Source organism: Corynebacterium sp. UMB6689 (assembly GCF_030215295.1).
GTDB lineage: Bacteria > Actinomycetota > Actinomycetes > Mycobacteriales > Mycobacteriaceae > Corynebacterium > Corynebacterium aurimucosum.
Genome location: NZ_JASOLS010000015.1, coordinates 25,125 through 38,433, shown reverse-complemented (window position 1 = coordinate 38,433; position 13,309 = coordinate 25,125). Strand labels below are relative to the sequence as shown.

Sequence of the window (13,309 nt, the reverse complement as noted above, 5' to 3'; positions counted from 1 at the left end):
TTTTGGTGCTGGGCAGGCCGCTAGGTAAGATAGTGAACATTCGTTTCGGCACTGGTATGCCTGTGTCTCCCTGTTTCGCAGGGGCCGCCACGAGTGCACCGTGTGTGGTTTCATTCCAGGCGTTGCCGGCCGGTTTACGTACGTACTGATACCGAAAGTGAGGAAACCTACTATGGGTTCTGTCATCAAGAAGCGCCGCAAGCGCATGTCCAAGAAGAAGCACCGCAAGATGCTGCGTCGCACCCGCGTTCAGCGTCGCAAGCTGGGCAAGTAAAGCTTCGCCTGTAACTCCCCGCATGGTCCTTTCAGGATCGTGGCGGGGAGTTTCTGTTATCTTTTCTCCTTCCCGCCGTTTCGGATGACTGCGCCGTCGTTTCAGACGACGGGAGCCGCTTAGAACGGAATGTCCTCCTGCGGGGAGGTCGGGGTACGGGGTTCTTCGGCAGCGGCCTGTGCTTCCTTAGCTTCTTGCTGGGCGCGCTCGCGGGTGGCCGAAATCTTTTGGGCCACTGTTTGTGCCCAACGCTTCGTCTTCTGTGCCAGCGGGCCAGTCGGCTCCGTCATAGCCCAGGTCCCGTCTTCGTAGAGCCACACGATGTCCCCGGTGTGCGGGTCCATGATGTAGTGCGCGCGCCCATCAGTCTTCATATTGTGGTGGTGCTGGCACAAACTGGCCAGGTTGCGTGGGTGCGTGGCGCCGCCGTCGGCGTAGTTGACGCGGTGGTCCATCTGGCACAGGTAGGCCGGCCGGTTGCACCCCGGAGCGCGGCAGGTGCCATCCCGGCCTTCCACGTATGTGCGGATGAGCTCCGAGGCGATGTAGCTGCGCGATTCCGGTGGCTGCGAGGAGAGGTCGCGCGTGCGCGTGACAGGCATGTCCTGTGACGTCCACCCATGGCCTTGGACGAAGGTGGGGGCGTTGTCGATATCGCTGGCTTGGTAGGTGTGCAGAATGACAGTCGCCGGCGGCGAGATACTACCGGCGATGAGCTTTTTCAGGGCATCAGCCTGTGAGAGTCCGTTCTCCTTTGCCGCTTGTTTGATGTAGCTATCCAGAATCATGCCCGTGGCGCTATCGGTATTGAGCTCAAGGATGCCGCGCTGGCCAGTATCGGTGAAGGTATACGTATCTTTCTGCGGGGAATTGCGAAAGCTAAAAGTCTTGTCAATACTCTTGCAAATATCGCGCAGTTTGCGCCCAATCTGCGCCGGGGTGGGAAAGACCTGATTCGGGGAGGTGGGGGTGAAGAAGGTGATCAGGGCATCGTCGATAAGCGCGAGCGTTTCTGGCGGCAACGCGCCCAGCTTTGTCAGGGTGCGGTCAATGGTGATGAGGGCCTTCATATCCAGCAGGAACTGGCTGTCCTGTAACGCCTTGACCTGCGGGAGCTCCGTGAGCCGGTGCACGGCCAGGCAGCATTCGCTCACGGTATAGTCGCCGACACCAAGCTTGGCGACGAGCCTCTGGCACGCGACATCAAAATCCTCATCGAGGTCTGGCATGGCAGCTACCCACGAGCGGTAGTCTGCGCGGCGGGCGGCGCTGCGCTCCACAGCGAGGGCGCAGTCAGGATTCATATGGGAAAAGTAGGCGGTTTGGGTAGCGGTATTCACGGTGTCCCCCGGGGTTAGAATCTCGGTTATATGTTCTAAAAGTACTATAAAACATGCCCCGGACATCTATCCTGACCAGCAAATATGGTGGTATCTGGATGAAGGTTATAGAGCGTGTATTTGCTGTCAATACCACGTGGGGAGTGTCATCCTTCTCACCCCACAGAGTTCATCGCGTACGTAAAATGGCGAACTATGTTGCCTCGACTCCTCACTCTTGACAGCCTGGTTATCTCACAGACCAAGTCCTTCATGCAGGATGAATTCCTGATCGCCGATGAACAAGGCGTGCCCGTCGGGACGATTCTGCAGTCGACGAGCCTGAAGGACATGTTCTTCAACTCCTCCCGCAGCCTCGAGGTTGCTTTTACCGATGAGCAAGGTAATCCGCAGCAGCCGCTCATGGTGATTAAGGATCCGCCGAACTTCGTGCGGGATACCTATGAGGTGTACCTGCCGGGCGTCGAGAAGCCCATGGCGGTCGTAACTAAAAAATTCTCCCTCCTGAAGACGCGCCTGAGCTTGGAAATGGAGGGCTTCCCGGAGATCGAGATTGAAGGCGATGTCTGGGATTGGAATATCACGATTACTAGCCAAGGCCAGCCTCTAGCGGAAGTTCGCAATGAGTGGGCGGGCGTGGGCCGGTTCCTCGCTGGGAAGAATACGTACCGCCTCAGCATTGCGCCGGGGCTTGACCCGCAACAGCATGCCGGGCTGATTGGTGCGGTCATGTGCATGGACATGCTGCGCACCAAGGCGCAGAGCAGCAGTTAGCGGCGCACGAAGCGCCAGCTGCCATAGGAGAAGAGCGCGGTGGCTAGCGCGGGGAGGCCATAAGTGCGCACGGCCTTGCGCACGGAGCGGTAGTCGCGGATGAGCCAGCCTTTTTCCTCTGCAATATCGCGCAGCTTGGAATCCGGATTAATGGCCACGGGGGTTCCCACCATGGAAAGCATCGGGACATCGTTGGCGCTGTCGGAGTAGGCGGTACAGCGCTCAAGATCGAGGTTCTCCAGTGTGGCGAGCGCCGCCACGGCGTGCTTCTTACCCGGCCCGTGGAGGATATCGCCCACGAGGCGGCCGGTGAAGCGGCCATCTTTGACCTCCGCCACGGTGCCGAGCGCGCCCGTGAAACCGAAACGCTGCGCCAGAATCTGCGCCAGCTGCACGGGGGTGGCCGTGACCAGCCATACCTGCTGGCCAGCGTCGAGGTGCATTTGCGCCAGCTGCTTCGTGCCCGGGTAGGCCTTGCGGGCCATGGATTGGTCCACGATGCTCTCGCACAAAGCCACCATTTCCTCCACTGAGCGGCCCTTGACAAACTCGAGCGCTTGCACGCGCCCTGCGGCCACGTCGGCGGCGTTCTCCGAACCGGAAATCCGGAATTTTAGCTGCTTCCATGCGATGGGAAGGATTTCAGAAAGTTTGAAATAGCGGCGGCGTGCCAGCCCCAGAGCGAAGGACACGAGCGAAGAGCCCTGGACCAAGGTGTTATCCACGTCGAAGAAGGCGGCAGCGCCGGTGTCCTGGGGGATGTCTGGGTCGGGCTCAGTGATGGAGCGCGCGCCGGCGGATTCGAAGGAACCCCGAACGGAATCCACACCAGAAGAAAAAGCATCCAGGTCGATGCCGAAGAGGTGCTCTACCGCCGCGGCTGCCGACGCCTCACCGGCCGCCCTCTGGTGCTCTTCACCCAGCGGGGCGAAAGCCTGCTGCTCCAGGAAATTACGCAAGTTTCCCCTGCTTGCGGTCCAATTGGCAAGGAACTCACGGGGAGAATCGGGCATACCAGGAGGGAGCGGGAGAGGCACGCGTTCAGCTTTCATAAGGCGGGAAGACTAACGTGTCCATAGTAAACCGCGAACCGTTCTACGTCCTATCGAGGAGTTCTTAATGTCTCACGTCGTCGAGCTGATGGTGCGTACCACGTGCGGCTCCTGCGCGCGCGTTCTGGAGCAGATTACCCCGGTGGTCCGGCAGGCTGGGGCAGAGCTTAAAGTGCGCAACGTCGATGAGGATGCGGAGCTGGCCATGGAATATGGTGATCGGGTCCCCGTTGTGGTGATTGATGGCGAGGAGTTCTCTTGCTGGGAAGTGGACAATGAGGAGCTAGCGCAGGCGTTGGCGGAGTAGCTTTCTTCCGGCGCGTCCGCGAGTTTCGGAAACGAGCTGAAGACTAGTAGTCTTTTGGATGACCTATGTCATCCAAAGGGATGATACAAAACTGGAGGGTAGTGCATGAGTGTGCTCGTCGTGGGCATGTCGCATCAGTCGGCGCCGGTGGCGCTGCTGGAAAAGCTGAGCATGGACGAGACCGTGCAGAACCACACCTGCCGGGCCATGGTGTCGGCGGGCTCGCTGAGCGAGGCAATGATTATCTCCACCTGCAACCGCCTCGAGGTCTATACCGTCACCAACTCTTTCCACACCGGCGTGCAGGATGTCGTGCGCAACCTCGCTGACGTCTCCGGGGTGGAGGAGGAGAAGCTGCGCTCCTATCTTTATGTGCGCTATGCCGACGCCGCCGCCGAGCACCTCATGATGGTGGCCTCCGGCTTGGACTCGATGGTGGTGGGTGAGCAGCAAATCATCGGCCAGGTGCGCACCGCCTACCAGTTTGCTTCGGAGCAAGGAACCGTCGGCCCGCGCATCCACGCGCTGGCACAGTCCGCGCTGCGTACCGGCAAGCGGGTGCATTCCGAAACTGAGATCGATGAGGCGGGCTCCTCCATGGTCTCCTTTGCTTTTGATCAGGCGCTGAGCCGCATGGGCAGGGAAGATCTCGCGGGCAAGCGCGTGCTCATCTTGGGTGCAGGTGCAATGGCCTCGCTGGCGGCAACGCACGCGGGGCGTCTGGGGGCGCACCTGATTATTGCGAACCGCACCATTGCCCGCGCTGAGCGCGTGGCGCAGCACGCCCATGAGGCGGGCGTGTACGCAGACGTTATTGAATACTCGGAACGCGCCCAAGCCCTGCGCGATGTGGACGTGGCGATCTCCGCCACCGGAGCCCAGGACTTCACTATTACGGCGGCCGACGTCGAGCGCTATCACGTGGCCGACCGCGAACTCATGCTCGTGGACCTGTCCCTGCCACGCGATATTGATGACGCCGTGGCAGAAGCCGAGGGAGTCGACCTGGTCAATATCGAACGTCTCAACAACTCGCTGCAGGCGGCCGATACCGATCTGGCAGCGGGTAGCAGCCCACACGCGCAGGCGCGGCGCATCGTCAGTGAAGAACTGGAAGCCTATGCTTCCGAGCAGCGCGTCCGCGACGTCGTCCCGGCCGTATCGGCACTGCGCAAGCGGGCGGCAAACCTGGTCCAGTGCGAGGTAGCGCGGATGGAGCAGAAGCACCCCGAGTTGGACGAGCGCCAGATGGGAGATATCAATCGCGCGCTCAAGCGCGTTGCGGATAAGCTGCTCCACGAGCCCACGGTTCGTGCGAAGCAGCTCGCAGCTAACTCTGGCACCGTAAGCCATGAGACCGCGTTGCAGGAACTCTTTGGACTCCACCTGGAGGGCAGCGGCGTAGCAGTAGACATGGCAGATCTGCCGGATGCCGCGCAGATGGAAGCCGCGGAACGTACTAAGGAAGAAAAGGACGCATAGATGTTGAAGATCGGTACCCGAGGATCCCTCCTAGCCACTACTCAGTCGGGCCACGTGCAGGAGTGGTTGCAGCAGGAAGGCTATGAGGCCGAGTTGCACATCGTTACCACGCAGGGTGACGTCAACATGGCTCCTGTGGAGCGCATCGGCGTGGGTGTGTTTACGCAGGCCCTGCGTGAGGCCGTCGACCGCGGCGAGTGTGAGATCGCAGTGCACTCCTTCAAGGACCTGCCCACGGCTGCCGACGAGCGTTTCGACCTCGTGGTGCCGCAGCGCCAGGACGTCCGTGAGGCGCTCATCGCCCGCGATGGTCTGACCCTTAAGGAGCTGCCGGAAGGCGCACGTGTGGGTACCTCCGCGCCGCGGCGCATCAGTCAGCTGCGCGCTATGCGCCCGGACCTGGACATCCGTCCGCTGCGCGGCAATATCGATACCCGCATGGGCAAGGTCACCAGCGGCGAGCTCGACGCCGTCCTCCTGGCCTACGCTGGCCTCGTGCGCGCGGGCTATGCTGATCGCGCCACCGAGGTTTTCGATCCGGAGGTCTTCATGCCCGCACCCGCGCAGGGCGCGTTGGCCATCGAGGCCGTCAAGGGAACTGAGGCAGCGAAGGCCATTGCTCTGCTTGCCGACGCCCCCGCCACCGCTGCCACCCGCGCCGAGCGCACCGTGCTCTCCCAGCTGGAGGCCGGTTGCACCGCGCCGGTCGCTGCCACTTCCCACTGGGAAGGCGAGCAGCTGGTCGTTCGCGGCGGTGTCTTCGCCCTCGACGGCTCCCGTCAGCTCATCGCTCAGGCCCAGGGCTCGGCAAGCGAGGCAGAAGAATTGGGACGTGCAATCTCCAAGGAGCTCTTCGCTCAGGGCGCTGCGGACGTGCTGGCAGCGGAATAACCGCACGTAATTTTTGCTTTGGGGCCTTTTCCTTTAGTGTGTATCTAGCACACGATCATTGAGAGCAATGATTTAGGCCCCCTTAACTCGCGAGTGAGGGGCTTTCTTGTCTCCACTCCCGCGCCTGCCACAGCGGTGGCACCGGGGCACTCGGAATCCACAAACTAGAAAAGAACCTTATGAGCAATGCCGTTCCGGATACCCAGCCTGAGCTGGGTAAGTCTGATCTGGGCAAAGTCGTCTTCGTCGGTGCCGGACCAGGTAATCCCGACCTGCTGACCGTTCGCGCCCGCGAGGTTCTGGAGACGACCGCCAACGTCGTTACCGACCCGGGGGTCTCGCAGGGCGTGCGTGACATGGTGGCGCAGCAGGTGCCGGTTCCGCAGGAGCTTCTCGACGCCGCCGAGGAAGAGTACGAGCGCATCTGCGCCGCCGCCAAGGAAGCGGGCGCGCGCCGTAAGCCGCCGCGCCCGGCACCGCCGACGGCGGCGGTCTTTGAGGAGGTCGAGGGGGACGTCGTCAAGCAACTGCGTAACGCGCTCGAGCGCGCCGAGGGACACGACGTGATCCGTCTGGTTACCGGTAACCCGCTCAACCGTGAGTCCATCAAGGCGGAGATCACCGCCGTGGCCAATGCGGGCATGGAATTCCAGGTAGTCCCGGGTATGTCTCTGCCTTCGACGGTTCCCTCCTTCGCAGGCATTGCTCTCGGTGCGACCTATACCGAGGCCGACATCACGGAAGGCGCGGACTGGGATGCGCTGGCCACCGCGACGCAGCCGCTGGTTTTGCAAGCTACGGCAGATGACCTGCCGGTTATTTCCGCCGAGCTGGTGGAGCGCGGGATGCCCGCGGAGACGGAAGCATACGTCACCGTCCACGGCACCACGCGCCTGCAGCGCACGCACGAGACCACGCTGGGAACACTCGGCAAGCTTGACGCTGAGCTGCCGGGCGAGCTCGTGGTCACGCTGGGGCGCAGCTTTGATGATCGCTCGAAGTATTCCTGGTGGGAGAACCGTTCGCTCTATGGTTGGCGCGTGCTGGTGCCGCGCACGAAGGAGCAGGCCGCAGCGATGAGCGCCCGACTGGCTGGCCACGGCGCCATCCCGCAGTCGGTGCCCACCATCTCCGTGGAGCCGCCGCGCAACCCGGCGCAGATGGATCGCGCCATCAAGGGCATTGTCGAGGGCCGCTACAAGTGGGTCGTGTTCACCTCCGTCAATGCGGTGAGCGCGGTGTGGAAGAAGATCGCGGAGCTCGGCCTCGATGCTCGCGACTTCGCCGGCGTGCACCTCGCTGCGGTGGGGCAGAAGACCGCCGATGCTATTCGCGCCAAAGGCATGGTCCCGGAGCTTTTGCCGCCGGCGACGAAGCAGAACGCCGAGGGCCTCGTGGAGGTCTTCCCCAACTACGTTGAGGATATCGACGCCGTGGGGCGTGTACTGCTGCCGCGCGCCGATATCGCCGGCGAGGCGCTGGTGACGGGCCTGCTGGACTTGGGCTGGGAAGTCGATGATGTCGTGGCCTACCGCACGGTGCGCGCGGCCCCGCCGGCGGCGGAGATCCGCGACATGATCAAGACCGGCGGCTTCGACGCCGTTGCCTTTACCTCGCCGTCGACGGTGCGCAACCTCGTCGGCATTGCGGGCAAGCCGCATGCCCGCACCATCATCGCCTGTATTGGCCCCTCCACCAAGGCGGCGGCTGAGGAGGTGGGCCTGCGCGTGGACGTGGTCCCGGAGGTCGCGGATGTGCCGATGCTTGTCGACGCCCTCGCTGACCACGTCGCAGCCCTGCGTGCTGCCGGCAACCTGCCAGCTCCGCGCAAGAAGCGCCGCTCGCGCAAGAAGACGGCGTAGACCGCTTCTGGGCGGGTAGGTAAGGGGCGACTAGAGTCGGGAAGGTAGTTCAATTTTCTCGTAGCTCAAAGGAGAGTTTTTACTCATGAGCATTGCTCGCCGCCCCCGCCGCCTACGTCAGAACCCGGCTTTTCGGGATTTGGTTGCGGAAACGTCGCTGCGCCCCTCCGACCTCATCCTCCCGATGTTCGTGGTCGACGGTCTGAATGAACCCCGTGACATCCCCTCCATGCCGGGCGTGCAGCAGCACAGCCTGGATTCCCTCAAGCGTGCCGCGCACGAGGCTCTCGATGCGGGCGTGACCTGCGTTGACCTCTTCGGCGTGCCGCGTGAAGAGGATAAAGACGCGACCGGCTCCGTGGCCTGGGACCCACAGGGCATCCTCAACGTGGCGATTGCGGAGCTGCGCCAGGAATTCGGCGATGACCTCATCGTCATGGCGGATACCTGCCTCGATGAGTTCACCTCCCACGGCCACTGCGGCGTGGTCGATGACCAAGGCCGCGTGCTCAACGATGAAACCGTGGAGCTTTACCAGGATATGGCCCGCTCCCAGGCCCGCGCTGGTGCACACATGGTCAGCCCCTCCGGCATGATGGATGGACAGATTGCCGCCATCCGTGAGGCTCTCGATGAAGCCGGCCACGAGGATGTTGCGATCATGGCCTACTCGGCCAAGTACGCCTCGGCCTTCTTCGGCCCCTTCCGCGATGCCGTGGGTTCCTCCCTGGAGGGCGACCGCCGTACCTACCAGCAGGACCCGCGCAATTTCCGCGAGTCCATGCTGGAGGTAGACCTGGACATCGAGGAAGGCGCGGACATCGTCATGGTTAAGCCTGGCCTGCCGTACCTCGATGTGCTGGCCGGTGCTGTCGAGCGCTCCTCCGTGCCGGTAGCTGTCTACCAGGTCTCCGGCGAGTACGCGATGATTCAGGCCGCTTCCCAGAACGGGTGGATCGATGGTGAGGCCGTTATGCTGGAGTCCTTGACCGCGTTCAAGCGTGCGGGCGCGGATCAGATCCTGACCTACTTCGCCACGGACGCCGCCCGCTTGCTCAAGTAAAAGGAGAATCGTGACGTTCAGCCCGAACACTACGCCGTCGGCCCACAGGCCGGCGAAGCAGGATACGGAGCCGGATAAGGAGCAGACCAAGCGCACCGAAGCCGTCTCCCTCATGCTCAAGGTGTGGACCGTTGCCTTGGTACTCGAGGTGGTGCACCTGGTCTTGAGTATCGTGCTGACCCTGCTGAATAGGGAAGAGCTCTTTGCCCAGGCCCGCACTACGGCGGAGTCCGCAGCGGAGAAGTCCGGGCAGGACGTCAGCGATGCCCTCGTACAGCTCGTGGGCTATGGCTCGGTGGCCTTCAGCTCGCTGATTTCACTCGCCATCGTGGTGCTGTTGGGCATCATGCTGGGCTTTATACACAAGAACTCCAAGGCAGCCGGTACTGGCCGGCGCCTGTGGTTTGCCTTCTCCCTCTACTTTGGCCTCCGCGTGCTCATCGTCTTCATCAGCAGCCCCGCCGGGGCGAGCGCGCCGGATTGGCTCTTCCTGCTTGATGGTGCCGTGCAGATCCTCGTCGGCGTGGCGGCCGTGATGGGCTTGATGTTCTCCACCAAGGAAGAGGTACTTGAATACACCGGCGAAATGGAGCAGCTGCGCCAGATGCGCAAGGAGATGGAGGAGCAGCGCCGCCAGGAAAACCTGGAGGAGCGCGAGAAGAAGGACAAGGACAATAAAGAAAAGGACAGGGAGAAAGAAGACCGCAAGGACGGCAAGCGATGAGCGAGCGCCCCGGCCCCGCGGACTATAACCGTCGCCCACGCCGCCCTAAGAAGCAGGGCGAGCAGGACTTTTCCACTTGGCCTTCCCAGCTGCGCATTGCCTACTGGGTCTGTGTCATCGCCGCAATCGTCATGCTCACCGCCGGGATGGTGGGCCTCTTCGGCTCCTATACATCGGTGACGAACACCCAGCTCAGCCCAGAGCAGGTGGACTATATCCGCTTCAACACACGTTTCACGGCCATCTCCAACGTGGTGGGTGCCGTCGTCATTGCGGCGTGCTCCGCGCAGCTGGCGAGTGGCTCGATATGGGCGCGTCGCATCATTACCGCGGTGTCTGCTTACATCATGTTCGTCAGCATTGCGGCGCTGATCGCGGGCGTGGGCGGGCTGCTCTTGTTGCTTATCCCGATGGCGCTCATGGTGGCCATCTTCTTCCTCTTTCACCCGGATTCAACGGCTTTCATCAAGGCCCGTCGTGCCCAAAACTCCTAATTGGCACCTACTCCAACTTTTGATTCATAATGGACGGTATGTCTCGACTGTCTGATGCGCCGTTGATTGCTGCCGCTACTGGCCACACGCCCTCCCGCCCACCTGTCTGGTTCATGCGCCAGGCGGGGCGCTCTTTGCCGGAGTACCGCAAGGTGCGCGAGGGAATCAGCATGCTGGATTCCTGTTTCATGCCGGAGCTCCTCGCGGAGATTACCCTGCAGCCGGTGCGTCGCCACGATGTTGATGGCGCCATCCTGTTCAGCGATATCGTTGTCCCGCTCAAGGCCGCGGGCGTCGGTGTGGAGATCGTCCCCGGCCGCGGCCCCGTCATGGATGCACCCGTGCGCACCAAGGAGGACGTGGCCAACCTGCCTATCCTCGACGTTGATGTGCCCGAGGTACGCCAGGGCATTGAGATCATCCTGAGCGAGCTCACCGACAAGCAGGCCCTCATCGGCTTCGTCGGCGCGCCCTTCACCTTGGCCAGCTACCTCATTGAGGGCGGCCCCTCGAAGAATCACGAGCGCACTAAGGCTCTGATGCATTCCGATCCGGATACCTGGCACCGCCTCATGCAACGCCTCACCCCGACGATCATCTCCTTCCTTCAGCTCCAGCTGGATGCCGGCATTGACGCCATGCAGCTCTTCGATTCCTGGGCGGGCTACCTCAACGAGCGCGATTACCGCGAGTTCGTGCTGCCTTATTCGGAGCAGATCCTCAAGGTTGCAGAAGGCCGCGTGCCGCGCATCCACTTTGGTGTGGGGACCGGCGAGCTGCTCGGCGCGATGTCGGAGGCCGGCTCTGAGGTCATGGGCGTGGACTACCGCGTGAGCATGGATGCCGCCGCGGCCCGCGTCAACGCGGACATTCTCCAGGGCAACCTCGACCCGGCTCTGCTGTTCGCCGGCGAGGATGCGGTGCGCAAGGAAGTACACGCCATCAAGGCAGAAGTAGATGCCGCCCGCGCGGCAGGGAACCTGCGTGGACACATCTGGAACCTTGGCCACGGCGTGCTGCCGACCACGGAGGCGGAGGCCATTACCCGCGCCGTCGCCATCATTCACGAGGAGGGCTAAATGAAGATCGCGATCATCGGTGCGGGCCTCGCGGGCCTCACCGCGGCATGGGAACTCAAGCAGAACACGAAGGGCACCCACGACATCTTTGTCTTCGAAGCAGCCGACCGCATCGGCGGCAAGCTGCACACCGTGGCCTTCAACGGCGGCCCCACGGACATGGGCGCGGAGGCCTTTATCCGCCGCCGCCAAGACGCCGTGGACTTCTTCACGGAGCTGGGCCTGCAGGATTCCTTCGTGGAGCCCAATCCGGAGCTGCGCCCGCGCGTGTATACCGGTGGCGCGCTGCACTTCCTGCCGCAGGGCGGGGTCATGGGTATTCCTTCTGAGCCGCAGGACTTCTTCTCCGCGGCGACCAACAAGCGCATCACCAACGAGCAGCCCTTCGAGTGGGAAATTGGCGGGGATGTCTCCGTGGGTCAGCTCGTGCGCCAGCAATATGGCGATGACGTGGTAGACCACGTGGTTTCCGCGCTGCTCGGTGGCGTTTACTCCTGCTCGGCCGATGACCTGGGCCTGCGCGCCACGGTTCCGCACCTGGCGGCCACGCTGGACTCACTGGCCAAGGAAGGACCCGTCACGCTGTCGGCAGCTATCAAGCAGATCGAGTCTGGCCGCAGCCCGGCCGAAGGTTCCGTCTTCGGCACCTTCAAGGGCGGCTACGCCGAGCTTTACGAGGCCCTGGCTGAGAAGTCCGGCGCGCAGATTCATCTGGATACCTTCGTCTCTGGTGTCACGCGCAAGGGCGATGCCTTCGAGGTCAAGGGCGCGCCGGGGGACATCGGTCCCTTCGACCGCGTGCTCTTTGCCACCCCGGCCCCCACGACCGCGCGCCTGCTCAAGGCCGTGGCCCCGGAGGCCGCCCAGGAACTAGCCACCGTCCAACTGGCTTCTTCCGTGGTTGTCGGCTTCAACTTCGCCTCCGCCACGGACCCGGAAGGCAATTCCCTTCCGGAGGCCACCGGCATCCTCGTCGCCTCCGACGAGCCTGACCTGCGCGCCAAGGCCTTCACGCTCTCCTCTAACAAGTGGCCGCACCTGGCAGAGCGCGAGGGCTTCCTCGTGCGCGCATCCTTCGGCCGCTTCGGCGATGACGCCATCGTGCGTGCGGAGGAGGATGACCTGGTGGACTATGCCCTCGATGACCTGCAGAAGATCACCGGCTTCGACGGCCGCGCTACTGGCGTGGAGGAGATCTACACGCAGCGCTGGTTCGGCGGCATTCCCCGCTATGACGAGCAGCACCTGGCCACCGTTGCTGCTGTGCGTGCCGCGCTTGCCGACGTCCCCGGTATCGCCACCGCCGGCGCCTGGGCCGATGGAGTTGGCGTGCCCGCCGTCATCGCTGGCGCCCGCGCTGCCGCGCAGGCACTCGTCAGCTAGCTAGTAGTGGTATCTGCACCCAGCAATCTCGATGGTCGCATCTTTCATGCGATAGATCAGTCGGTGCTCTTCGGTAATTCGCCGAGACCAGAACCCGGACAACTCGAATTTGAGAGGTTCGGGTTTTCCTATTCCTTCGTTGCCGTTTCGCGCAATGTCCTTAATGAGGTTATTGATTCTCTTGAGGATCTTCTTGTCGTGAGACTGCCACCAGAGGTAGTCCTCCCATGCTTCCTCTGTCCACGAAAGAATCATGGAGCTTAATCTTCCTCAATGAGCTCGTGTTCCGTTGCTTTCCCCGTATTGAGGCTCTCAATGGAGTCAAGTAGGCGCTGGGCATTGCGAGGGGAACGCAGAAGGTAAGCAGTTTCGCGAAGAGAGTTGTAGTCATCGAAGGAAACGATGACTGCAGACTCATGACCATTGCGAGTGATGATGACTTCCTCGCGGTCATCAACAACCGACTGCAATACTTCGGCGTACCGTGCTCTCGATTCCGAGTAAGACATGGTCTTCATAAGCGATCTCCCTTCTTGTACAAGAAACTGTACAACGAAAAGAGGATGGGCGCTAGAGAAGTTTCA

General features: G+C 62.3%; 15 protein-coding genes. 11 read left to right on the top strand and 4 right to left on the bottom strand.

Annotated features, from left to right (window positions below; all coding sequences use genetic code 11):
- Positions 1–172: 172 nt before the first annotated feature.
- Complete coding sequence (locus QP363_RS09195; protein ID WP_003855542.1) at positions 173–274, top strand: AURKAIP1/COX24 domain-containing protein; 102 nt, start codon at positions 173–175, stop codon at positions 272–274.
- A 119-nt stretch (positions 275–393) separates the two neighbouring features.
- Here QP363_RS09195 and QP363_RS09190 read toward each other — a convergent pair whose 3' ends face one another.
- Positions 394–1,578: an HNH endonuclease signature motif containing protein gene (locus tag QP363_RS09190; RefSeq protein ID WP_284764139.1), complete on the bottom strand. Its 1,185-nt coding sequence runs from the start codon at positions 1,576–1,578 to the stop codon at positions 394–396.
- Positions 1,579–1,809: 231 nt separating this feature from the next.
- Here QP363_RS09190 and QP363_RS09185 point away from each other — a divergent pair, with 231 nt between their 5' ends.
- Positions 1,810–2,388, top strand: a complete 579-nt coding sequence (locus QP363_RS09185; RefSeq protein ID WP_070719002.1) for an LURP-one-related/scramblase family protein — start codon at positions 1,810–1,812, stop codon at positions 2,386–2,388.
- On the opposite strand, the gene QP363_RS09180 is transcribed toward QP363_RS09185, so the two are convergent.
- Positions 2,385–3,401 carry an HAD-IB family hydrolase gene (locus QP363_RS09180; protein ID WP_284764272.1) on the bottom strand — a complete coding sequence of 339 codons (1,017 nt, stop codon included), beginning with the start codon at positions 3,399–3,401 and terminating at the stop codon, positions 2,385–2,387. The genes QP363_RS09185 and QP363_RS09180 overlap by 4 nt on opposite strands.
- Positions 3,402–3,507: 106 nt before the next feature.
- Here QP363_RS09180 and QP363_RS09175 point away from each other — a divergent pair, with 106 nt between their 5' ends.
- The 9 genes from QP363_RS09175 to QP363_RS09135 all read left to right on the top strand — a co-directional run bounded on the left by QP363_RS09175 (position 3,508) and on the right by QP363_RS09135 (position 12,725).
- Entirely contained in the window at positions 3,508–3,747 is a 240-nt protein-coding gene (locus QP363_RS09175) for a glutaredoxin family protein (RefSeq protein WP_070744498.1), read from the top strand.
- A gap of 105 nt (positions 3,748–3,852) precedes the next feature.
- Positions 3,853–5,229, top strand: a complete 1,377-nt coding sequence (locus QP363_RS09170; RefSeq protein ID WP_284764132.1) for a glutamyl-tRNA reductase — start codon at positions 3,853–3,855, stop codon at positions 5,227–5,229.
- The gene (gene hemC / locus QP363_RS09165) at positions 5,230–6,120 is read left to right on the top strand and encodes a hydroxymethylbilane synthase (RefSeq protein WP_070447912.1); all 891 of its coding nucleotides are present in this window, start codon (positions 5,230–5,232) and stop codon (positions 6,118–6,120) included.
- 179 nt (positions 6,121–6,299) lie between these two features.
- The gene (locus QP363_RS09160; RefSeq protein WP_070447915.1) at positions 6,300–7,982 is read left to right on the top strand and encodes a uroporphyrinogen-III synthase; all 1,683 of its coding nucleotides are present in this window, start codon (positions 6,300–6,302) and stop codon (positions 7,980–7,982) included.
- Between the two features lie 85 nt (positions 7,983–8,067).
- A complete protein-coding gene (gene hemB, locus QP363_RS09155; RefSeq protein WP_049154862.1) occupies positions 8,068–9,045 on the top strand; it encodes a porphobilinogen synthase in 978 nt (325 codons plus the stop codon).
- 10 nt (positions 9,046–9,055) lie between these two features.
- Positions 9,056–9,769: a hypothetical protein gene (locus QP363_RS09150; protein WP_201828736.1), complete on the top strand. Its 714-nt coding sequence runs from the start codon at positions 9,056–9,058 to the stop codon at positions 9,767–9,769.
- On the top strand, positions 9,766–10,263 hold the full coding sequence (locus tag QP363_RS09145) for a tellurium resistance protein TerC (protein ID WP_284764129.1): 498 nt from the start codon (positions 9,766–9,768) through the stop codon (positions 10,261–10,263). The genes QP363_RS09150 and QP363_RS09145 overlap by 4 nt, the downstream gene beginning before the upstream one ends.
- Before the next feature lie 38 nt (positions 10,264–10,301).
- Complete coding sequence (hemE, locus tag QP363_RS09140; RefSeq protein WP_070645787.1) at positions 10,302–11,342, top strand: uroporphyrinogen decarboxylase; 1,041 nt, start codon at positions 10,302–10,304, stop codon at positions 11,340–11,342.
- Positions 11,343–12,725, top strand: coding sequence for a protoporphyrinogen oxidase (locus QP363_RS09135; protein ID WP_284764127.1), 1,383 nt, complete (start codon positions 11,343–11,345; stop codon positions 12,723–12,725).
- Here the strand turns inward: QP363_RS09135 and QP363_RS09130 are convergent, their stop codons facing one another.
- Positions 12,726–12,980 (bottom strand): Txe/YoeB family addiction module toxin, encoded by a 255-nt coding sequence (locus tag QP363_RS09130; protein WP_070447926.1) that lies wholly within the window; start codon positions 12,978–12,980, stop codon positions 12,726–12,728.
- Positions 12,981–12,985: 5 nt separating this feature from the next.
- Positions 12,986–13,243 carry a type II toxin-antitoxin system Phd/YefM family antitoxin gene (locus QP363_RS09125; RefSeq protein ID WP_070645790.1) on the bottom strand — a complete coding sequence of 86 codons (258 nt, stop codon included), beginning with the start codon at positions 13,241–13,243 and terminating at the stop codon, positions 12,986–12,988.
- Positions 13,244–13,309: the final 66 nt, after the last annotated feature.

Bases quoted from the DNA above. Each gene is read 5' to 3' on its own strand.
- QP363_RS09160 (WP_070447915.1), top strand. From the start codon at position 6,300: ATGAGCAATGCCGTTCCGGATACCCAGCCTGAGCTGGGTAAGTCTGAT.
- hemC (WP_070447912.1), top strand. From the start codon at position 5,230: ATGTTGAAGATCGGTACCCGAGGATCCCTCCTAGCCACTACTCAGTCG.
- QP363_RS09145 (WP_284764129.1), top strand. From the start codon at position 9,766: ATGAGCGAGCGCCCCGGCCCCGCGGACTATAACCGTCGCCCACGCCGC.
- QP363_RS09175 (WP_070744498.1), top strand. From the start codon at position 3,508: ATGTCTCACGTCGTCGAGCTGATGGTGCGTACCACGTGCGGCTCCTGC.
- QP363_RS09130 (WP_070447926.1), bottom strand. From the start codon at position 12,980: ATGATTCTTTCGTGGACAGAGGAAGCATGGGAGGACTACCTCTGGTGG.
- QP363_RS09170 (WP_284764132.1), top strand. From the start codon at position 3,853: ATGAGTGTGCTCGTCGTGGGCATGTCGCATCAGTCGGCGCCGGTGGCG.
- hemE (WP_070645787.1), top strand. From the start codon at position 10,302: ATGTCTCGACTGTCTGATGCGCCGTTGATTGCTGCCGCTACTGGCCAC.
- hemB (WP_049154862.1), top strand. From the start codon at position 8,068: ATGAGCATTGCTCGCCGCCCCCGCCGCCTACGTCAGAACCCGGCTTTT.
- QP363_RS09185 (WP_070719002.1), top strand. From the start codon at position 1,810: ATGTTGCCTCGACTCCTCACTCTTGACAGCCTGGTTATCTCACAGACC.
- QP363_RS09180 (WP_284764272.1), bottom strand. From the start codon at position 3,401: ATGCCCGATTCTCCCCGTGAGTTCCTTGCCAATTGGACCGCAAGCAGG.
- QP363_RS09190 (WP_284764139.1), bottom strand. From the start codon at position 1,578: ATGAATCCTGACTGCGCCCTCGCTGTGGAGCGCAGCGCCGCCCGCCGC.
- QP363_RS09195 (WP_003855542.1), top strand. From the start codon at position 173: ATGGGTTCTGTCATCAAGAAGCGCCGCAAGCGCATGTCCAAGAAGAAG.
- QP363_RS09125 (WP_070645790.1), bottom strand. From the start codon at position 13,243: ATGAAGACCATGTCTTACTCGGAATCGAGAGCACGGTACGCCGAAGTA.
- QP363_RS09135 (WP_284764127.1), top strand. From the start codon at position 11,343: ATGAAGATCGCGATCATCGGTGCGGGCCTCGCGGGCCTCACCGCGGCA.